At 38.0% G+C, this 20833-nt stretch carries 15 protein-coding genes and 1 pseudogene; 2 read left to right on the forward strand and 14 right to left on the reverse strand.

Annotation, left to right across the window (positions count from 1 at the left end):
• Positions 1 to 680: 680 nt before the first annotated feature.
• On the forward strand, positions 681 to 905 hold the full coding sequence (locus JCM21531_RS06990; RefSeq protein WP_038288607.1) for a hypothetical protein: 225 nt from the start codon (positions 681 to 683) through the stop codon (positions 903 to 905).
• 226 nt (positions 906 to 1131) lie between these two features.
• Here JCM21531_RS06990 and JCM21531_RS23620 read toward each other — a convergent pair whose 3' ends face one another.
• The 9 genes from JCM21531_RS23620 to JCM21531_RS07025 all read right to left on the reverse strand — a co-directional run bounded on the left by JCM21531_RS23620 (position 1132) and on the right by JCM21531_RS07025 (position 16663).
• On the reverse strand, positions 1132 to 1263 hold the full coding sequence (locus tag JCM21531_RS23620) for a hypothetical protein (RefSeq protein WP_279379000.1): 132 nt from the start codon (positions 1261 to 1263) through the stop codon (positions 1132 to 1134).
• On the reverse strand, positions 1221 to 1361 hold the full coding sequence (locus tag JCM21531_RS24375; protein WP_094184755.1) for an S-layer homology domain-containing protein: 141 nt from the start codon (positions 1359 to 1361) through the stop codon (positions 1221 to 1223). Before JCM21531_RS24375 ends, JCM21531_RS23620 begins: the two co-directional genes overlap by 43 nt.
• On the reverse strand, positions 1315 to 5844 hold the full coding sequence (locus tag JCM21531_RS17670) for an S-layer homology domain-containing protein (RefSeq protein WP_054847038.1): 4530 nt from the start codon (positions 5842 to 5844) through the stop codon (positions 1315 to 1317). The genes JCM21531_RS24375 and JCM21531_RS17670 overlap by 47 nt, the downstream gene beginning before the upstream one ends.
• Positions 5828 to 10075, reverse strand: a complete 4248-nt coding sequence (locus JCM21531_RS07000; protein WP_038288608.1) for a PKD domain-containing protein — start codon at positions 10073 to 10075, stop codon at positions 5828 to 5830. Before JCM21531_RS07000 ends, JCM21531_RS17670 begins: the two co-directional genes overlap by 17 nt.
• Entirely contained in the window at positions 10062 to 13505 is a 3444-nt protein-coding gene (locus JCM21531_RS07005) for a hypothetical protein (RefSeq protein ID WP_038288610.1), read from the reverse strand. The genes JCM21531_RS07000 and JCM21531_RS07005 overlap by 14 nt, the downstream gene beginning before the upstream one ends.
• A 368-nt stretch (positions 13506 to 13873) precedes the next feature.
• The gene (locus JCM21531_RS17675) at positions 13874 to 14461 is read right to left on the reverse strand and encodes a hypothetical protein (protein ID WP_054847039.1); all 588 of its coding nucleotides are present in this window, start codon (positions 14459 to 14461) and stop codon (positions 13874 to 13876) included.
• Between the two features lie 70 nt (positions 14462 to 14531).
• Positions 14532 to 15272: a class I SAM-dependent methyltransferase gene (locus JCM21531_RS07015; protein WP_201768054.1), complete on the reverse strand. Its 741-nt coding sequence runs from the start codon at positions 15270 to 15272 to the stop codon at positions 14532 to 14534.
• 239 nt (positions 15273 to 15511) lie between these two features.
• Positions 15512 to 15877 (reverse strand): hypothetical protein, encoded by a 366-nt coding sequence (locus JCM21531_RS19140; RefSeq protein WP_162149307.1) that lies wholly within the window; start codon positions 15875 to 15877, stop codon positions 15512 to 15514.
• A gap of 276 nt (positions 15878 to 16153) precedes the next feature.
• Complete coding sequence (locus tag JCM21531_RS07025; protein WP_038288616.1) at positions 16154 to 16663, reverse strand: shikimate kinase; 510 nt, start codon at positions 16661 to 16663, stop codon at positions 16154 to 16156.
• Positions 16664 to 16841: 178 nt separating this feature from the next.
• On the opposite strand from JCM21531_RS07025, the gene JCM21531_RS07030 reads away from it, so the two are divergent.
• Positions 16842 to 17081: a hypothetical protein gene (locus JCM21531_RS07030; protein WP_038288621.1), complete on the forward strand. Its 240-nt coding sequence runs from the start codon at positions 16842 to 16844 to the stop codon at positions 17079 to 17081.
• 116 nt (positions 17082 to 17197) lie between these two features.
• On the opposite strand, the gene JCM21531_RS07035 is transcribed toward JCM21531_RS07030, so the two are convergent.
• From JCM21531_RS07035 to JCM21531_RS07055, 5 genes and pseudogenes are all read right to left on the reverse strand, one after another.
• Positions 17198 to 18001, reverse strand: a complete 804-nt coding sequence (locus JCM21531_RS07035; RefSeq protein ID WP_038288623.1) for an RnfABCDGE type electron transport complex subunit B — start codon at positions 17999 to 18001, stop codon at positions 17198 to 17200.
• 38 nt (positions 18002 to 18039) lie between these two features.
• A complete protein-coding gene (gene rsxA / locus JCM21531_RS07040; RefSeq protein WP_038288626.1) occupies positions 18040 to 18627 on the reverse strand; it encodes an electron transport complex subunit RsxA in 588 nt (195 codons plus the stop codon).
• A complete protein-coding gene (gene rsxE, locus JCM21531_RS07045; RefSeq protein ID WP_038288677.1) occupies positions 18627 to 19289 on the reverse strand; it encodes an electron transport complex subunit RsxE in 663 nt (220 codons plus the stop codon). Before rsxE ends, rsxA begins: the two co-directional genes overlap by 1 nt.
• A 45-nt stretch (positions 19290 to 19334) precedes the next feature.
• A pseudogene (locus JCM21531_RS07050) lies at positions 19335 to 19895 on the reverse strand (RnfABCDGE type electron transport complex subunit G); the annotation flags it as partial.
• Complete coding sequence (locus tag JCM21531_RS07055; protein WP_038288629.1) at positions 19876 to 20832, reverse strand: RnfABCDGE type electron transport complex subunit D; 957 nt, start codon at positions 20830 to 20832, stop codon at positions 19876 to 19878. The gene JCM21531_RS07055 and the pseudogene JCM21531_RS07050, both read right to left, overlap by 20 nt.
• Between the last annotated feature and the right edge of the window lies 1 nt (position 20833).

Raw genomic sequence — 20833 nt, forward strand, 5'->3', positions numbered from 1 at the left:
TCCCTTTAATTATTTTTACTGACTTTTTAAAATTTACATTATAGTTAAAATTCATTATATTCACCTTTCCCTAGATAGAAAGTAATATTATATTATTATTTCCATATCATAATAAAACTTTTTTGATTCTCTTGTAAACACTAGTTATATTTTGTATATATTTCAACAAATATTTACATGTTTATAATACTGTAATTCGAGTATTTTCAACAGAATAGGACAAAAGGACATTGTCGAGGCAACGAAACTCATTACCCAGGAAACGATAGAGAAGAAAATATTTGAAGAAAAAAGAAATGATTGATTCCGTCATACAGCCATGTGAAACTTTTCTTTCCAAAATGTCTGTAGAGCTGTTTGAACTCTAGCTCTTTTTTCAATCTTTCAAAAGGGCGTTGGCAATTAACCTGTCAAATTTTCTAGTGCCCACATTAAAATGTTACTCATATCTACCATTTCTCATCCTCCATTCTTTTGACATTCTAGCTCATACTTATCATTGCTTAAAAATATACTTTTAGAAGCATAACAATCAATAACTCTATCTTTAAAAGCTAAAGAAGTATAAGCGTATGTTATCCATAATTAAAGATTAATACCATAGTTTTTAAACATTTGATTTCCCTCGATAAGATAAATATAATTTAATTATCATTTATTTTTTTGGGGGAGGTTTAATTATGATAAAAGATTTTCTTAAAATCATGTGCAAAGCCGAGTTGGCGCTTGGCATTATTTGGACAATATTACTTGCATATAACAAAAACAAAATGATGGTGGATTTAGGATACTTCGGTTATTATCATTATCCGGTTAATTTTGCAACTATCATTGTTACACTTTTCTGCATAATTGTTTTGTATGCAATTTTATGCTCATTACATACAGCAATTGATAATGAGTAAGCTATTCTTTTTAAACTCTCTGGCAGCAATTTGAAAATATTATCAAAGAATAACGAAAAAAAATCTAAAGGAAGACCAATGGCGTTGCCAGGGTTGCGGAAAAATAAACTCCAGTTATGTAAGTATTTGTGGATGTGGATATTCTAAAAGCAAATAGTGAGATTAAAGGCTAAAAAAGAAAGCGTCCGGCTATCATGCAACGTGACGCTTTCTTTTTATAATTAACTTACTTTTCTGTTCCCAATACCGCTGTCATGATATCTCCAAAGGCCCAGTAACCTTTGTCTACATCCGTAAATCGTGTTTCAACATCGTTTAAAGGCTCAGCCTCAGTATTCTGTTTATCAGTGAGACACATTCGGAACGCTTTACATTGTTGTCCGGCTTAAATGTATTGTCCGGATATCCTTTAATATATCCCTCCGAAACAAGCCTTTCTATAAAGCCTTGAGCAATGTCCTTCTATGTCTGCAAACCTATTGCCGCTTACATCTATAGTCTCAAGATTAAGGTATTTACAAAGTACCGCAGAAAGCTCTGCTCTGGTAATATATCTGTCCGGTCTGAATTCATTATTTTCATATCCGCGGAAATACCCTTTTTCAGACACATAAGATATCGCCCATGCTGCCCAATGGTCTTTTGAAACATCATTATAATTTATATTTACAGTTTCACCTTTCTCAGCTCCGTCCAGATTGGCAAGAATCACAGCCATCTCAGCCCGGGTTAGACTATTCTCCGGTCTGAAAGTATTATCTTCGTATCCTCTCATATATGCTTTAAATTTACCGCTCTTTCCGGATGACGGAATATCCGAAGGTGTAGGCATTGGAATTTCTGCAGGTGAAGGTGTGGGCTCAACTGTTACCGGAGTCTCAGGCACATTGCTATTACCGCCTCCGGAAGCACCACCATTGCCGCCTCCCCCACCGCTTACTGAACCTGGGTCCGGCGTTGCACTCGGCGTCGGACTTGTTTCCGGTGTCGAAGTTGGTGTTGGACTCGGTGTCGGCACCGATGTTGGTTCGGATGTCGGCTCCTGTGTTGGAGTTGGTGTCGGTTCTGTCGTTGGGTCCGGTGACGGCTCTTGCGTCGGAGTCGGCGTTGGCTCCGGTGTTGGTTCCGGCATCGGAATCACTGCTGAATAGAAATCCAACCCCCTAATAATCGTAAAATCTGTATTGTTCAAATAAGTAATCTCATCTTTGTCTGCTTCAATTCTTGCATATATTCTTGCTCTTTCGGATATCATCTCCTCATTTACTGTAAGTTCAAATACAACTGCCTTTTCTTCATAAGGTTTCAGGCCTTTAATTTCTTTCGAACCGATTATATTTTTAAACTCTTTATCGGTTGAAATCTGTACTGTGGCGCTCTCTATAGTGCTGTAGCCGGAGTTTCTTACATCTACATAAACTGCTCCGATGCTGTCGGTATAAAGCTCGTTGTAAACCCCGGTTATTTCGACGTCGGTGTATAGCACCTTCAATGATGCTTCATTGTTGGAAGAATTATTATCGTTACCGGATTCCAAAACCGCCCTCAACTCAAAGGCAGAGCAATTATCAGGAACCTGCCAATCAAAGCTTGCCAGTATAGTATCTCCATGGCTTAGACGAACATCTGCCATGTCTTTTTCAGCAATCAGGTTTTCACCTTCATACAACGATACCTTGAGGCCTTTTGCCGTTAAATCGCCCACATTCTTTACTTTTACCACAACGGTTGTTTCCTCTCCGGGCAGCGGAATATCACCTTCAAAATACAACCCGTCCTCTAAAACAGCCAGATCGGTTTTCCTCACATAACTGGTTGAAGTAAGTTGCGTACCGTCTTTGAAATAAGTGTTTTTATCTTCATCAAGCTTGTATACTGTCTTATTGTATACCGCCATAATTGTGTCTTTAAAACCGGCAATGGTCACATCACGCGGTACTTCCATGGAATTGAAATTCACTTCAATTCCTTCGGTCCATGTAGAGCTCTCCTCTTCATAAGTGCTTATATAAAGTCTTTGTTCTCCCCCTACTGCATTTGTCCAAGCCAGTGCAATTCCCTGTTCTGTATTGGTTGCACTAAGCTCTAAGAGGTCTTCAGCCTGGCTTGAGTTTATTATTATCTCAGCACCAAAAGGTCTTTCCAAGGATACCTTGTATATCTTTCCGTCATTGTGCCAAAATGCAACCGGTTCCCCGCCTTCTACGGCTATTGCCGGGTGGCTGTCCTCATACATATTGTCAAGAAGTTCTATAGGTTTGGTCCAGCTTCTGCCGTCAAAACTTGTGAAGTAAACCTTGTATATGCCTTCTTCCGAATACTCGTTTGTAACAAAAACATAATAGGCTTTATTTCCATACATGTACAATTCACTTTCGGAAACATTGGCTACATTTGTTACAAATGCTTGCGGTTCTGTCCAGCCTGTACCGTCATTGTACACAAAGTATACGCTATCCGGGTTCTCACTGTCTCCGGTCATTTTCATACCGGTATTGTTTACCCATGTAGCAATAACTTTACCGTTTGCAGCCGCTATTTTAGGAAGCTTGTTAACCCCTTCGGTTCTGTTGGTCAGTACATTGTTCCAAGTATTTTTGCCGCTGTCAAACTTAGCTATCGATACTTCCATTTTACCGAGTACATTTCTGGTTATATCATCCTCTGTCATGATTGAGGTTGCTCCCATTTTTTCCGACATATCAAGCCATACAGAATATACATTCTTTCCGTCGGCTGCAAGGGCAGGAAAAGCATCTCCGGTACCGTCATTTTCAATTTGTATTGGATTTGACCATTTTCCGTCCTTATATATTGATGAATAGACGGCTGTCCTGTTGTTATCGCTTCTGTCGCTGTCATCGCCAATAAACACCATCATCAAATCGCCAATTTCTTTGTCAACAGCTTTTATCTGTGCTTTTGAATCGGGATAAGCATACCTTACGATTTCATCTTCTCCGATCCACTCCAGTTTTTCCAGGTACTCACGAGTAGCACTAACAAATTTCATACCCTCACTATCGAAGGCATTATTTGCAATCATCATTAAATTTCTTGGAGAACGTCCGGCATACAATGTCCATGTATATTCTCCCAAAATATTTTCTTCCGAGAAAAACCACAGGTAGCCATATCCAACTCCTACAGTTAAAGTCAGTTCAGTTCTTAATGAAGGAAGATTGACATCAATTTGTCCCTGAACAAATACTTCTCCCGAAAGCAAACCGTATCCAACTTCCAGACCTAATGATGCCCTTATTGCAAGATATATGTTAAGCTGTATTTGTACTACCAAGTCAGACAGACTGTTAAATCGCGAAACATCCGGGACAGCTACATTTAAAACTACTTCTGCTCCCCCTTCAAATTTCACAGACACATACCCCGAAAGTAAGGCTCCCCCGAAGTAAGCATCCAAAGGTACTCTATACTTAAATTCAATGTTTATGTTTGCACCGGCACTCCATTCCATTTCCAAAGATTCAAATTCCCACTTCATGGAACGGTCGTTATATACAATTTCTGCGTCAAAGGTTGCCTTTAAGTTTCCGCCAAATCTCAACTCGCGGCTCTCTTCTCCCAAATCGCCGTAATCCCATTCTAACAAGTCACCCAATATCTCGCCTTCGGCACCGTTCATATTGGAAATAGAAACTCTACCGTCCAAAAGATCATATTCGACTTTAAGACTCATACTTGGCGTTATCGGCACAAGTTTTGTTGATTTAAACAATCCGCAATCATCAGGGAACGGAAGTTCTTTATCCGATCCGGTGAAAAATTCCACCATATCATTTATACTTGATATTTCCGGATTAAAAGGAGTTGATGAAGTTTCTACCGGTTCATCCCATGGCGCGTTTCTCCAAGTAAACTGATTTAATATTCTCAGTTCAGGTGCTATAGTCATTTTTGCATCAACAAAATCGGATGTAAACTCACCGTAATCTCCACTGGTCTTAACCGCAAACTGGATTCTGTCTCCCACAGTCATTTTGGATTTTATATTATGTATAGTAATAGTGCTAGTGTGGAAAGCTTGTTCGGACTTTGTATTTCCGTTTTTGTCAACCACTCTATAGAGGTAAGCGATAACTTCTCCAGCACCTTTTAAATCTGCAGTTAACTTAAATGTAACCGAGTTTTCCAAAAGATTTAAAGGAATTATAGAACTCCTGTTATTTTTGCTGCTCGAATACGATGACGAGACTTCGGTAATTTCAGGTTGTTTACTCAATTTGATTATAATGTGTCTTCCATCCCTTAATCTTTCATAAAAGACTTTTTCCGGGAAGCCGGATGCTTTTACCGTTATCTTGTCTTCATCGAGCATGATATCTTCAAATCGGAATCTACCGAGATTATCTGTAACGGTAGTGTTAGATCCAACAATTACCGTTGCTCCTTCAATACTCTTTTTCTCATCCTCATTGTAGACCCATCCCGTTATAGTTCCGAAGTCCTCTTTAGATATAAGGTTTTGATCAATTACCCGCACCATTAACCTATCGGAAATATTTGTGTCGGATGTAACTTTAATAATATAGTCGATATATCCCGTGCCCGGAAGTACAAATACATCGTCAATGCTTCCGCCTTTGTAAAGGTACTCGCCATTGTTATCAGTGGTTATTTTATTTGTTACTTTAAAGAGTGAATCTGTAATAGTCAGATCACACGCTTCAGTTACAATAACATCTTTGGATATGCCTCTTCCTGTCTTTATTTTTAAGTCGGGCATTATATCATTTTCTTTTGAACGATATTTTATGAGTACAAGGGGATCTACCTTTGTCTCATTCCCCGTAACAGGGTCAATAACATATATGCTGGGTTTTACCCTTCCAAAAGTACCATATTCAACTGGTCTTATTTCTATCGGTATTCTCATCCCGCCTAAAGCCTTTGCTGCATATTCTTTAAGTAAGTATAGCACTGTTTTTACCGCTAAATAACTCTGGATCCACAGAGTATTCGTTCCACAATATTTCTCCGGGCTTTAAAACTTGGGAAGATGTTTTTACAAGTTGCATGCTTTCTGTTGTCTTATAGCTTCTAATAAATTCGGAATCCTGCATTGTTATACTGGGACGGTTTAAATCCGAGCTCCTTTCATTTTTAAACCCTACCCTGTACAACAACTTATCTCCAATATATTTTCTGTCTTCCACTTCAATTATAAGCTTGAGTCTTGAGCTGTCTTCCACAACAATAGGAGAATCCGTAACAAAAGTCGCAGATATAACTTCATTAAATGACTCAAGCATACCGTTAAAGTCAGCAGACAAGTTGTAGCTTCCGGCCTTTTCACCACGAACTATCCAGTTCAAAGTCTTACTTCCGCTAGCTGGAAGGGTGCCAATGTTTTCAATTGCTTTACTGCCTCCGACTATGGAAACACCCGCAGGAATATTTAAATTTACCACGCAGTTGTTTATGTCATAGTCTCCCATTGTATTGACTAAATGCAATTTTACATCAAAGAAATCCTTGAGCCACCTTACAGAACCCGGGATATCAAGAATTACCACCACCGGTGCCCTGTTATTGCTACCCGTATTTCCTATTGTTGCTACACGAACAATTCTGTCGCCCACAATATGATTTCCGCCAAAGGTAGTTTGCGAATTATCTGTTGCTATATGAACAATATTATACGGCTTGTTTTCGTATACAAGATTAATACTGTATTGAAAAGCATTTTGGTTACCCGGTGCCGTTACATCAATGCCTGCATTCCTTATTTCCTGAAGAGTCATTTTTGTAGCGGTAAGACTGCCCACCACCAATTGTGACTGCCTTAACACTAATGTTAAATTGTTTGCTTTTCCTTGCTCAATCAGTACATCCTGCTGCTGCGGAGCGTATCCGTCCCTGTAGGCACCTATTTTATAGGCTCCCGGCTCCAATTGAAGGGAAATCTCCCCTTTATTATCAGTGGTCTTCTTGAAGATATTATTCTCGCCTAAATTGACATATATATTTGTATATGCCAGACCTTTGCCGTCACCGTCTAATACGGTAACATTTATCGTACCTGTCATCCCCTTCTTCACAATTGCTATGTTCCTTGAAGTGGAGTTTGTGTTTCCTGAAGGGTCGGTAACAGTAAGCACAACCTTATATACTCCTTCTTTGCTGTAAGAGTGGCTGACTTTTACGCCTGTCTTCTTTATGCCGTCTCCTAAATCCCATTCGTATTTCACAATGCCTATATTATCTTGCGAACCGCTTGCATCAAAGTCAATATTAGTTCCCGTTTCTGCGGATGAAACGCAGTTGATATCTGCAAAGGGTGCTATATCATCTATATCCAAAGGCGAAACTGGAATGCTCTCGGAAGATGATGTATTGCCGTAAGCATCCACTGCAACTACCTTATATATATAGCGGTATGAAGGATCTAAGTTCCTATCCAAAATTTCAAAGGTAGATTTTGAATATTCCCCTACAACGGTTAAGAAATCCGAAACAGTAGTTTTTCTATAAACCTTGAAGACTTGAATATTTTCATCATCACAGGACCATGAAACCTCAATGCCTCTGTTTTTGGCTATTGCACTAACTACAGGTTTTGCAGGCGGTGTATTATGGATTATATAATCCCTATACTCATAGTCTCCCACATTGCCTTTAGCATCAACGGCATAGGCTCTAACTTTCAGAACTGTTCCCGTATCCAACATGGTTGTATCCATATTTTTACTAAAACCGTCAAAGGAATTTGAAGTCTTGTGTATATGCAAATCATGCCAAACAGTATTGTCTGTGCTGTATTGAACATATATCGCTGATAGCTTGACATTATCCTCAGCAGTCACCCCTATGGTGAAATTACCACCGACAGTGGAGTTGTTGTAAGGTGTCAAACTACTAATCACCGGCGGAACATCATCTTCTATATCGTCAATATTAAGTGATTTTGCTGCTACAGGATCGCTGGGCAGACTTGAGTTACCTGCAACATCATTACAGATAACCCTGTAGTAATACATCACACCCGGTCTTACATCCGTATCAAAGTAGTTTAATGATTTTACTTCTGCGGCTATAGTCTGGTACGGCCCATCTATATTTACAGAACGCTCAACTGTAAAACTCTTTATATAAGGTTCGGAATTTAATCCCCACCTAACTTCAATAAGTCCTATATCGCTTACTGCCGTTACATCTTCCATCTTTTCCGGTGCAGTTCTGTCAATTATGTACTGGTTATATGATGCTGTTTCAGTACTGTTGCTAAAGTTTCCGCTGGTGTCTTCCGCAATGGCACGTATATAATAAGCTCCCTCTTTTATTCCGGAAACATCCAGATTATAATACCAGCTGTAAACTTTATTTGAACCGGGTATAGAAGCCGAAATTATGTCCTCCCATAGCACGCCGTCAAAGGAGCCTTGCAAAGTTATTCTTCTTAAGGCCACGTTGTCCTCTGCCATAATTGTTAGAGGAATTGAATCTTTAAAGCATGACGGATGAGGCAAAATGGATGTAATTTTTGGACTTATAAAGTCATCGGTTTTTTGAATGCGTATAATTTGTGAAAAGTCTTCATCGGTAAACCCGTCACGGTCTGTAACTGTATACCTTACAACATAATCTCCGCTCTCATAACTTTCGATTCTCCATGTTGTAGTAAACAGAAGACCGGAAGGCGTTGTAGTATAGTTGGTTACATTACTGCTTATTCTAAACCAACTCTCTCCTCCGTCCTTTGAATAATCAAAAGTTACGGAAGTTTTGTCATTGTTTAATATATCTCCGGTTAAAGCCTTAAGGGTCAGCGTTTTAGCTGTTATGGATACTACATTATAGCTTCCGTCATATGCATCATGTATCACCGGAGCTTCAGGAGAATGTACAATAGTTTCGCTAAAGTCCGAATAGTTCATGGACGGGTCAAAAGCCTTTATTTTATAACTATACTCTGTTCCTGTTGTTAATCCCTTGTCTGTGAAGGTTGTGGTATATGTCGTACCTATCTTTTTACCGTCCCTGTAAATGTCATAACCTGCTACATAACTGTTGTCGATAGGAATATCCCATGAAAGGGTTATACTTTTTCCGGCATGGGAGATTACATGTAAGTTTTGGGGGATTCCCGGTGCTTCTTCATCTCCAACAGTCACAGTTATTTCAACCGGTTCGGAATTATTTCCTGAAGAATCGGTTGCCATTACTTTGAATACATAGGTCTTTCCTTTTGAAAGGCCTGTGGCAATATACTGCTTTTCATTGTATTGAGATTCTATAAGCCTGCCGTCTCTCCATAAAGTATATGTACAGGAACTAGTGTCGTTTACATCCCAGGAAATTCTGACACTGTTAACCCCTTGGGCTACTGTAGAATAGTTCTTTAGCACAGGAGCCACCGTGTCAATTCTTGTATAATAGTTGTAGCTTGTTCTTTTTTTAGAATCCGTTGCAGAAATACGCCAGCGTCCATCCTTTGATAAATTCAGCATTCCCTCAAATTTGCCTGATTCATTGGCAACAACTGTTATAGTGTAGGATGATCCAATAATTCTACCATAGTCATCAACCTCATAGGCATATATTGTTACAGTGCTGTCGGGATAAGCATTAGTTCCCGAAACAGTTATATTTCTTTTGTTATAGTAGGACTGAAGGTTTGAAATTTCAATATTTGGTTCTGTTATCGGCGGTGTTTCGGGCTCGTTTAGTATCAAAGACTTAGAACCCGTTATATTTCCATACTCATCCACCGCATAGATATCAATTCTGTCAAAATACCATATATCGCCCTGTGATATCCTATAGGAATAATAATCGCTACCCTCTTCACGGCTAAGAGGAATCATCCAACTATCATCGCCGCTTTTATATACTTGGGAAACAGACATTACCGTAATAACTGGTTCCGGAAGATTAATCGCCGCCCATACGGAGTAAGGATTTCCTAAAACCTCAGCTCTTATAAGGAAATTGTCAACAATAGGTTCATCTATAACCGGAGAAACAATTGTAATTTCATTTGGCTCTCCGGGATAATAAGCTTTGAAAGTGATTATTTCACTTTCTTGACTGTTGTCATCAACAAACTGGAAGTAAAGAATCTTTTGCTTTTCCATTGTCTCGAATTCATAAGAAATAGTATTGGTCAATGTTTGATATTCCTTGTTTTGAAGTTCTTCAACTTTCAGCATATCGTAACTTTGTATAATACATGGTCTTTATCAATAGTTCAACAGTATTGCTTGTTATTATCGTATTTTTACTTTTGGGCTCAGTCCATTCCTTTGCAATTACTAAAGGCTTTAATTGAAGAGGTCCGGAATAATTTAAGTACGCAGTTCCAATTAATCTTCCGTTTAGATTTACCGAAACATTATAAGTTCCAATGGGTAAACTGCCGATTTTATTTTCAGTAAGTTCCAAAACATTTTCGCCTTCTCTCTTTACAAGAGAAATACCGCGTTTTAACATTCTGATATTGTTTACATCCATAATATCGGCTGTGTAATTTCCATTATCCGGTAGATTCTTTCCGAAAATTAGGTACGGAATCCCATCCTGAATGTATTCTACATTCGGGCTTGAATTTTCAACCGTAACGGTGTATTGCTGAATATATATCAATTTGTTATTGTCATTGAACATACGAACGGAATATACTCCATAGGATAAAGCTCTATCTGTTTCTATATCTACATATATAGAATTGTTTGAGCCATGTCTAATGCTATCAGTAATGATTTCGGCATCGATGATATTATCCATAGAGTCCTTGATATCAAAGGAATATCCGTCTATTATGTTACAGGAAGGTATTGAAACTGTTATTTTGCTGCTTCCGTATACTGCTTCCTGTACTGTAAATCCGTAAGCTTTAATTGGCTCCACTACTTTTATATGCTTATTTAAATAGTACTCTTCTTCGCCGTCCTTTATATACAAGTCATATATTTCATTTATGTCAAAGCCGGACATATCAACTGTTATTGAAATATCCTTATACTCCCCGTTGAAATGACTTTTAGTTGTATCCCATTTCCCTGCTTCTATTTCTTCTCCTGAAACTTTATTTTTCATGATAAGTTTTAAATCATCGGAAGTGTTTTTAACAAAGGTACAACTAAGTTTAAGGGGTTCTCTTTCGGAAATCTCATGTACAATTGAGTTTGAACCGTCTTTAAATTCAGCATCGGAGCAATAGTGATCTATTTTAAAGTCTCCGTATATAATCTTCTCTTGCGAATTATAAAAATACTCATAATCCGTTCCGTTAATTCTTATGTAGTACTGTGTATTATCTTTTAATTCTTTAGTTACTTCCATTATACCGGTAATGGTCACCTGGCTCATGCTGTAATTGGGATTTGCATTATAAACCGATGCGCTTTTATTAATTGAATCTTTTTTAATAGCTCCATAAACCTCGTTATCTGCCACCAATTCAATATTTATGTTTTCATTGCTAGCACCTATAATTCCGTTTTCAATCTCATATCCGCTAATTGTAAATTCGGTTTTTGTGATTGTTTCTGGAATTACCGGAGGATTAAATATAACGCTTTTGTCACCAACCGAAGTATAATCCTTCGCCGGTACTTTAAAACTTTCTCTTTCATATTGAGTGTAATTGTCATAAGAGGATTTATATGAAAATACAATGCTGTATTCTTCTCCGGGAATCAGAAGAGAACTTTTCGCATCCTTTGAAAAATCCAATACAAAGGTACCGTATCCATCGGGCTTTACTTTCGATAGCTCTGCAATAGGAAATTCCAAATCGTCATTTATCCTATTTAAAACCACGTCATATTCCTGCCAGGAATTTACGTTATATGTCGATACACTTATAATTGTTTTATCTATATCTAAAACTTCCGGAGTCCTAATACCTAAATAATCGCTTCCGGAATAAGCTGTTATGTATGAGCTTTTTACATTTGTATAAAACTCTTTTGGATAACTTATTTTTAAACTATAATTTTTGTAGGCTTCTAAAGGCTTTTCAATAAACAAATTAAATTGAAAATATGCCTGATGTTCATTGTTTATTGCACTGTAGCAGATATAGTCAGTCTTTCTGGCCACAACATTTCCGTACAAGTCTATCAATTCAACGTTTATATCATCCATGTTTATGTTTTTTATATTGTAAAATTGCGTATATACTTTAAAATTATTAACCGAATCGTAAAGTCCGCCACCGGAAGCATAATTGAGGATTAAAGCATCGGTAGGTATTAATTTTGCTGTGGTATCAAATTCCGAAACTCCGGTAACAAGTTTAACATCATAACTATTGCCTTTTTTTGAAACTTCGTTGAGATTTATGCTAGGTATATTGGAATAGTATAAAGTTTTTTCAAACTTATTAGAGTCGTAGCTACCGTCTATAATACTGTAAGTAGAAAAAAAGTCATCATAACTAATTCTCGTACTATAAATATATACAGAATTACTTGTACCGATTATTTTATCACCGTCAAACACTAAGAATTTACCTCTGTCGGAATTTATATCTTTAAAATATACTCTTTGACCAGTATAAGAATCTGCGGTATATACAACACTGTTAGATGGCATGTAAACCGATACCGGATTGCCTATTGTTATTGCACTTTCACAGGTATCTATAACAATGTTTCCAGCAATATCTCTACAGGTTATTTCAATAGTGTATTCTCCATGTTCAACCTTTTTTTCGAATTCACATGCAAATTGCAATATATTGTCGTCGGGAGTTCCTCTTGCTCCCTTTATGCAATCGGAGGGAATTTCATTTATTGAGTCAATTAATACTCCGTCTTTTAAGAGTCTTGCTTCGATAAATATATTTCTGCCCAATACTCCGTACAAAATATCCGCTCCAATATATGGAACTGTAACTATTACAGAAGCGTTTTCATCCGCAGTGTATGTATTGTCAACAAAGGTATATGTAATATTATCTGCTGCTGACTCGTATTTGTTTATTGACAACTCTGTGGCATAATTAAAACTTACACTATATAAGTTTATTATATACTGTTGATCCTTAATTAACTTTGCCGCTACAGAATCATTCATTTTTGGATATGTACGGTTCCATCCCAAGCTGTTGTACTCACTGTCATAAATGTATATGTAGGGAATTTCCGGACTCGCTGCTGTTATTTTATAGCAGCCGGTAGTTGAAGGTGTAAATACAAATGTGTAGCTTGATAATTTATCTTCGCTATCTTCATCATTCAGAATTTTTATTTCACCTTCATTAACAGGAATTGCACCTAAAGGAATGGACATTAATGAAAATGAATTAGATGCTACCTCATCACTTAATTGAAAAGATTTGTCAAAGACTTGAGTTGTTACTGTGACAGGTTCCTTTAAAAGTTGCGAATCGTCATTTTGATTTCCTTGTTCTATTAATGGCAACACAATATTTTTTTCATCACCATCAAAGCTTTCCGAAAATCGCTGATTGCTTTCGTTGTTTCCGATAATGTTTTGATCAGTACCGGAAGACTCAATTGGCGGCTGTATGACACCGCTATTTGCAAAAACCAATATGCCGTTCATCAGCATATTTGCCAATAGCGTCATCACAACCAATAGCACCAGCCTATTGGCTATTTTCCTTGGCATTATGTTTTACCCCCCAATAAAAAATAAAAAATATATATAAATTTATTATAACATGCATTTGACATAATACATATTGTTTTTAGCTTTATTGTGAAAAATTATTTTTACTAATGAAGGTTTGATTACTGAAGATGTTATTTATCCGGTAAATCAGTGCAGTGTCGGTTCTTTCTATCGTACCTATAGTATAAATCCTTACCTTCGACAAAAGTAAGGCCCGCACCACCCTGTTTCATGGGTTTTGACATTTGTCTGTTTCAGTTACTTTAATTTTTTTACTTTTAAGTTTGTCAATAATGCCCATTAATTCTTCTCCCGTATAATATTCCTTGCTCCATTGTTAACTATCCTATTTAACCTCTCTTTACTTATATATCCACCTGTATAACGCCTTCAAAATCATCCGTATGCCTTGATGCAATTCCATAGGATACCCATTCAAAATTCTCAATACCTAATAATTCCATAAATGTATATTGCGGATTACTTTCGATTGTTTCGTCTATATCCTTCGGATATAAAATTTCTTTTATCTTATTGACTTTGGAAGCATCGTTTTCAACCAATGCCAATAACTCATCAATTTTTAGGTTGGAATCATCTATACTTATATCTTCCAGTTCTATCAATTCACCATCTTCATCAACAATAAGTTCACCGTCTTCGTCAAATACAGGTCCGCTCCATAAGCAATTATAGCTGCAGACTTTCTCATTACCTTTAAAAATAGAAAATCCCCAACCGAAGTCTTCTGCAAAACTATAATAAACCAATAATCCGGTATTGGCATTTATAAGTTTGGCATTTTCCTCAACATCTTCTTCCTCACAGACAAATGTCGTCCAATTATTAACACTCGGAAAAACATATCCCTTTAATCCGCAACTTTTAAGCAGATTAACAACTTCTTGAGGATCATTTGTCCTCAAATGATAGCTAAAACTGAACTCACTCATACATTTTCAATACCTTTCACCATTCCATTTTATACTTCTTCTTAATGTATAATCAAAATAATAGTTCTCACTATATAACCATATTACCATAACATACCTTATAGATCCTCAGCATTGAATTTGCGTTCCTTTGAAATTCATAATGAACTGCTCGTTCTTCCGCCTGCCAACCGCAGCTTTGTATAAACTCAAGTATTGCATCCATCTCACTATATCGCTTGCTCTTTAAATCTATCAATGGAAAAATGCGAACTTCCTTTTTCGTCACACGTAACAGCTCTTTAATGGTTTCTTTATGAAAAGAAAGGCTTAACCGGTCCGAATAGGTAAAGAGAAAATGTGCAGACAACGTGATATCAAACTGTTCATCCTCAAAAGGAAGTTTTGGCAAAATACACGGAACATAAACATGCGGATTTGATTTCATATCAGTCACACAATCATATAGTGTCTGGCGCCGTGCCTTTTCAAGGGAATCCTCATCCTTAAAATAATTCCATACATACTGTTCCTTGACTTTTGACAAACTTGAAACTATTTGCGAAATATCCGTTAGTCCCTTCTCGTACAGTTTTTCGGCAGGATGGTAATAGGCAACATCTGCGACAGTTACTTTCCCACCCATGGAATTTGAAATTGCGGCAAAGGAGCAAGAACCGGCAGGCACATCTAGAATTGCATTATTCTTAACAACATCATCCGTCAAATCAAACATAGCCTTGTATTCATCATAAGTCCTTCCAATGAATACAATCTCCGGCAAATCCAATCCTTTAAATTCAGTTTCTCGTCTCATCTCAGCTCTTCTCAACTAATTTTTTAGTCCTTGTCATGCCTATTCATGCCTATTTCCCAATTTTTTTATAATTTTCTTCATTAATCTTCCATGTTTGATGTGCATAAAACCACCCAAATAGAATATAAATTATCAACATTATTCCGTAGCAGCTCCAATGGCTGCCTTATTCCTTATTCAAGAAGGCTAAAGACGCTCTAATGTGACTTCCCACGATGAAAGCTTGTTTTCTCCGTTAAAAGCAAAGCCCCTGTTTAGATATTTGCTTTCATCGATTTATATAAGCATTCGGTACCGGAATATATACCGTTTTCGGAAATATAAGATGACAAAATAGTGTCTCCTATAATCATAAATTTCCCTATAAGTTTTCCTAATGCCGGATTCTCCGATGTCCATTCTGTATAATCTTTTTTATCTGATATCGGTTTTATTGAATATATATTAAAAAACCTTACCGGCTTTTCTATTTTCAGCTCCATAAATCCATCCAAAACCCACTCATCTTTCAAATGTTTGATTGTTGTTTCTCCATAAACTCCAACCCCATTATTCTCATGGTCAAAATAAAGACCTTCCGCTTTCCAATTTCCTTCTTCAAAAATATATGAGTGCTTCATCACCATTCCCCCCCTACTACAGTATCTGCCTAAGTAATTATATAAAACTATTGTATCAAATAATTACCACTATACACAAGAATCTTTATTTACATTGTTATTTTACATCCAATAACTATAAACTTAAATAATACTTTAAACAGTAAAAAAAAGAGGTTAGTCCTTGAAAGACTAACCCATGTAAAGGGGGTCAAAATGTATTTTGTGAGGTCAATTATAGTATTGACCCATATTCGGTCTTTTTATACAAACTTTATAAAATTTTTTTAAAAAAACTTATTCTCCATTTCTAAATATGTTTTTTATTTCAGTCACAATAACTTCCATGTCTTTACCGGAGCAATTTACTGTAATGTCCGCATGCTTTTCATACAAAGGTACTCTCTCACTATACAATCCAATCAAAGTCTGGCCTTTCTCCATAGCAATTCCTCTGCTGGATATATTGGCTATCCTGCTTTCAATCTCATCGTACCTTAGCTGTAGATAAACAAGCACTCCATCCTTTTTAAGATGGTTCAATGCCGAATTGTTGTAGATCATACTGCCCCCCGTTGCAATAACATGGTTTTTGACATTTAGCTCAAGAGCTGCCTTCTCCTCAATAGAAAGAAACTCTTTAACACCAACATCATCAATTATCTCCTGAAGATATTTGTTATACTTTTGCTGTATGAGCAAATCAATATCGATAAAAGGCATTTTCATCGCCTTTGCCAGAAGTACTCCTATAGTACTTTTGCCGGCCCCCGGCATACCTATAAGTACAATATTCGTTTTCTTCATAATCTACTCCCAAACAAGAAATTTTTTATAGCATAACAACAGTTTTCTTATATAATACCACTCATATGTCTATACTATATACAGAATATATACGCATTAAGTTGTGCTTTCAAACATTTTTCGGTTCAGCTTAAATCATTTATCACTTATTTTATCCAAAATGCAGGAGGAAAATAGAATGAATCAAGACAATGATAAAATAATAAATGCAGAAAATCTGAACATTGATGCCACGTTGGAAAAGCTGTCAAGTGAGCTAAGGCCCGACGAGACTTTGATTTTGGATGTAGGAAACAACTATTTTGAACAAACCGACACCATATACGACACATTAGTGATGAGAGGATACGATGTGAAGAAGTCCTTTAAAAACGGCAGAAATCAAATACTGGTTACCAAAAAGCAACGGAGCCAGTAATAATCAATCAAAGCCCGGGACATCGAGTCCCTTCGCTTTTGCCTCTTTCATTTCATTCCAAGAGGCCAAATATAAATTAAGCTCAGCTTTTGCTGAGCTTAATTTATCAAAATATCTTATAATTCGCATTTATATTTTTTAATTGCTTTGGTAGGGCAAACTTTCATACATTCACCGCAATTGACACAGGCTTCCGCATTTATCTTCGCCAGTGTACCTTGAACCTCTATGGCGCTATACTGGCATACTTTAGAGCATTTTCCGCAGCCTATGCAGCCCACATTGCAGTTTTTCCTTACCACTGCACCCTTATCTAGGCTGGAGCATGCTACCGTATACTCATTAGACTTTGGAATCATTCTAATTATTTTTTTAGGGCAAGAAGCCACACACATTTCACATGCCTTACACCTTGACTCTATAACTCTCGCCAAGCCGTCTATCAGCACAATGGCATTAAAGGGGCAAGCCCTTACACAATTACCAAGACCCACACAACCGTAAGTACATGCCGAAGGACCGCCAAAAAGGGTTGATGCTGCTGCACAATCTTCAATTCCCTTATACTCGTACTTTTGCTTGCATGATTCATAAGTTCCCGAGCACATAACCCTGGCAACTTTCGCAACAGATGCTTCAGCCTTTATTCCGAGAATCTCACCAATTTTATCGGCAACCTCCTGTCCACCTACGGGACATGCGTTTGACTTGCATTTTCCCTCAACAACGGCCTCTGCAAATGCGTCACAACCCGTCTGTCCGCAGGCTCCGCAATTGGCACCCGGCAAAACCTCCCTTACCATGCCAACCCTCTCGTCCACCTTTACCTCAAATTTCTTTGAAGCAATGGAAAGACCGAGCCCTGACAAAAGGCCTATACCTCCAATAATAGCAGTTGGTATCACCAAATCTAAAACCATATTTTAAACAACCCCTCTTAATAATCTGGAAAACACTCTTATATACCCAGAAGTCCTTGGAAGCCAAAGAATGCCAGGGAAACAAAAGCTGCTGAGATCAGCGCTATCGGAAGTCCTTTAAAAGATTCGGGTATATTACTGTACTCCAATTTTTCTCTTACTCCGGCAAACAGAATCAATGCCAAAGTAAATCCAAGCCCTGCAGCAAAACCATAAACCGTAGACCTTAAAACGTCAAATCCCTCGTTAATATTCAGCAATGCAACCCCCAGTACAGCACAATTGGTAGTAATAAGAGGAAGATAGATACCCAGCGCCCTGTAAAGCGGAGGTACCAACTTCTTCAAAATAATCTCCACAAGCTGCACAAGAGCCGCTATGACCAGGATAAACATTATAGTTTGCAAGTACTCAAGTTTAAAAGTAACAAGAAAGCTACCATACAACAATCTTGTAACAAAGGACGCAATCGTCATAACAAAAGTTACTGCACAACCCATTCCCAGGGCTGTAGAAAGCTTCGTGGAGACTCCAAGAAACGGGCAAATCCCCAGAAACTGCGAAAGCACAAAATTCTTTACCAGTAAAGCGGATATAATTATAATTATCAAACTAGCATCATTCATTACGCTTGAGCCTCCTCGCCATTATTTGAAACCCCGCAAGGCATAGGACATGATGCACAGCCCGTGTGCTCAATCTTTTCCGCTGAAAGTTTATTTATAGCTGCCATTATAAATCCAAATGCCAAAAATCCGCCGGGAGGAAGTATCATAATTATTGCCGGCTCATAAATTCCGCCGGTAATATTCATTCCAAACCATGTGCCATTCCCAAGTATCTCTCTGATACTTCCCATAACAAGAAGCGACAGAGTAAAGCCTATTCCCATGCCAAGGCCATCAAGGATTGACATGAACGGATTATTCTTACTTGCATACATCTCTGCCCTGGCAAGTATTATGCAGTTTACAACTATAAGAGGTATAAATATACCGAGCTGTTTATCGATAGCGGGAAGATATGCCTTTATAAGCATCTGCACAATTGTCACAAATCCCGAAATAATCGTAATATATGCAGGAATTCTGACTTTGTCCGGTATTACTTTTCTCAAAAGGGAGATTACTGCATTTGACCCCATCAACACAAATATAACAGCAGCACCCATTCCTATGGCATTTTCGGCTGATGTTGTTACGGCCAGAGTGGGGCAAGTACCGAGAACAAGCCTGAATACCGGATTTTCCTTTATTATTCCTTTCGTTATAGTCTTAAAACCGCTCATTTTATGACCCCCCTCTGTTTCATTAATCTCCTTGTTAACATCAAGAGCTGCCTGAACTGCTTTAGTTACAGCCTTTGAAGTTATTGTCGCACCGTTTATTGCATCAATCTCTTCATCCTTAGTTTTTGCATTTTTCACCACAGCCAGCGGCTCTTTCGGAACAATACCCTCAAACTGGGATATAAATGGCCTATCTTTCGCTTTGGCCCCCAGCCCCGGTGTTTCATTGTTGTCTCCAATCTTTACTCTGGTTATAGCCCCTTCGCTGTCTATACCCACCGTTATTTTTATCGTGCCCCCATAACCTTTTGCTTCCGTAATGAATACTTTTCCAACCACTTCTTCACCTTTCAATCCCACAAATGCCTTCTTTACGGGAGCAAAAGCCTCATTTCGGTTTATTATTGACTCAAGATCCGGAATCTCTTCAAAGATTTCGGCCGAAGACAATACTTCTTTTTTGGCATTGTCCTCCTCTATTCTTGCCGCCTCGGCTATTCTATCCTTTGTCTGCATATTGGTAAACGCCAAAGCCAAAGTAACAAAAGAACATATTAATAATAACACTATTGTTGGTTTTACTATATCATTCAACGGCTTTTCCACCTCCAAAACTTTTTGGAACGGTATATCTGTCAATCAATGGAACCGCAATATTCATTAAAAGAATTGCAAAGGATACACCTTCCGGGTAATTGGTATACAAGCGTATAATTCCTGTAAGAAGTCCGCATCCTATCCCCATAATTATCCGTCCCTTAGTGGTCATAGGCGAAGTTGCATAATCCGTAGCCATATAAATTGCGCCCAGCATCAGACCTCCGGAAAGTATATGGTATAGAAAGTCTCCGGCAAAGAACGTCGGACCTCCAAATATCCATGTAAACAATCCCAAGGTTCCGATATATGCCAAAGGTATTTCCGGGCCTATAACCTTTTTTGCCACAAGGTATACCCCGCCTATCAAAAGAGCAGCAGCAGAAACCTCACCTATGCATCCTCCTATATTGCCCAAGAAAAGGTCTTTATAGGATGGAAAAACAATTTCTGCAGCTTCTTCAGCCTTCAGCAATCCCAGGGGAGTTGCCGAAGAGACTCCATCAGCGCCTGGTATTACCCAATTGGTCATGTGACCTGCATAGGATATAAACAAAAACACTCTTGCTCCCAATGCAGGATTGATAAAATTCTGCCCCAAGCCACCAAACAATTGCTTTATGACAACTACTGCCACAACTGCTCCTATCACAACCATCCAAAGAGGTGCTGTGGGCGGAAGGTTTAATGCCAGCAAAAGGCCTGTAACCACTGCACTCAAGTCTAAAATTGTATTACTTCTCTTCATCAGCTTTCTTGAAGCATATTCTGATAACACACAGGCCAAGACACTTACCAGAATCACCATCAGCGTTCTGGGGCCAAAGAAGTAGACTCCCGCCAACGATGCCGGAATAAGGGCAATAATTACGTCGAGCATTATCTGCCTTGTACTTGCATTATCCCTTATATGAGGCGATGACGACACTATAAAACTTTTCTCCAAA

Origin of the sequence: Acetivibrio straminisolvens JCM 21531 (assembly GCF_000521465.1) — a bacterium.
Classification (GTDB): domain Bacteria; phylum Bacillota; class Clostridia; order Acetivibrionales; family Acetivibrionaceae; genus Hungateiclostridium; species Hungateiclostridium straminisolvens.

Coding starts and splice junctions, on each gene's coding strand:
- JCM21531_RS23620 (WP_279379000.1), bottom strand. CDS start 1,263: ATGTGTCTCACTGATAAACAGAATACTGAGGCTGAGCCTTTAAACGAT.
- JCM21531_RS06990 (WP_038288607.1), top strand. CDS start 681: ATGATAAAAGATTTTCTTAAAATCATGTGCAAAGCCGAGTTGGCGCTT.
- JCM21531_RS07000 (WP_038288608.1), bottom strand. CDS start 10,075: ATGCTGAAAGTTGAAGAACTTCAAAACAAGGAATATCAAACATTGACC.
- JCM21531_RS07030 (WP_038288621.1), top strand. CDS start 16,842: ATGAATCAAGACAATGATAAAATAATAAATGCAGAAAATCTGAACATT.
- JCM21531_RS17675 (WP_054847039.1), bottom strand. CDS start 14,461: ATGAGTGAGTTCAGTTTTAGCTATCATTTGAGGACAAATGATCCTCAA.
- rsxE (WP_038288677.1), bottom strand. CDS start 19,289: ATGAGCGGTTTTAAGACTATAACGAAAGGAATAATAAAGGAAAATCCG.
- JCM21531_RS19140 (WP_162149307.1), bottom strand. CDS start 15,877: ATGAAGCACTCATATATTTTTGAAGAAGGAAATTGGAAAGCGGAAGGT.
- JCM21531_RS07005 (WP_038288610.1), bottom strand. CDS start 13,505: ATGCCAAGGAAAATAGCCAATAGGCTGGTGCTATTGGTTGTGATGACG.
- JCM21531_RS07025 (WP_038288616.1), bottom strand. CDS start 16,663: ATGAAGAAAACGAATATTGTACTTATAGGTATGCCGGGGGCCGGCAAA.
- JCM21531_RS07035 (WP_038288623.1), bottom strand. CDS start 18,001: ATGGTTTTAGATTTGGTGATACCAACTGCTATTATTGGAGGTATAGGC.
- rsxA (WP_038288626.1), bottom strand. CDS start 18,627: ATGAATGATGCTAGTTTGATAATTATAATTATATCCGCTTTACTGGTA.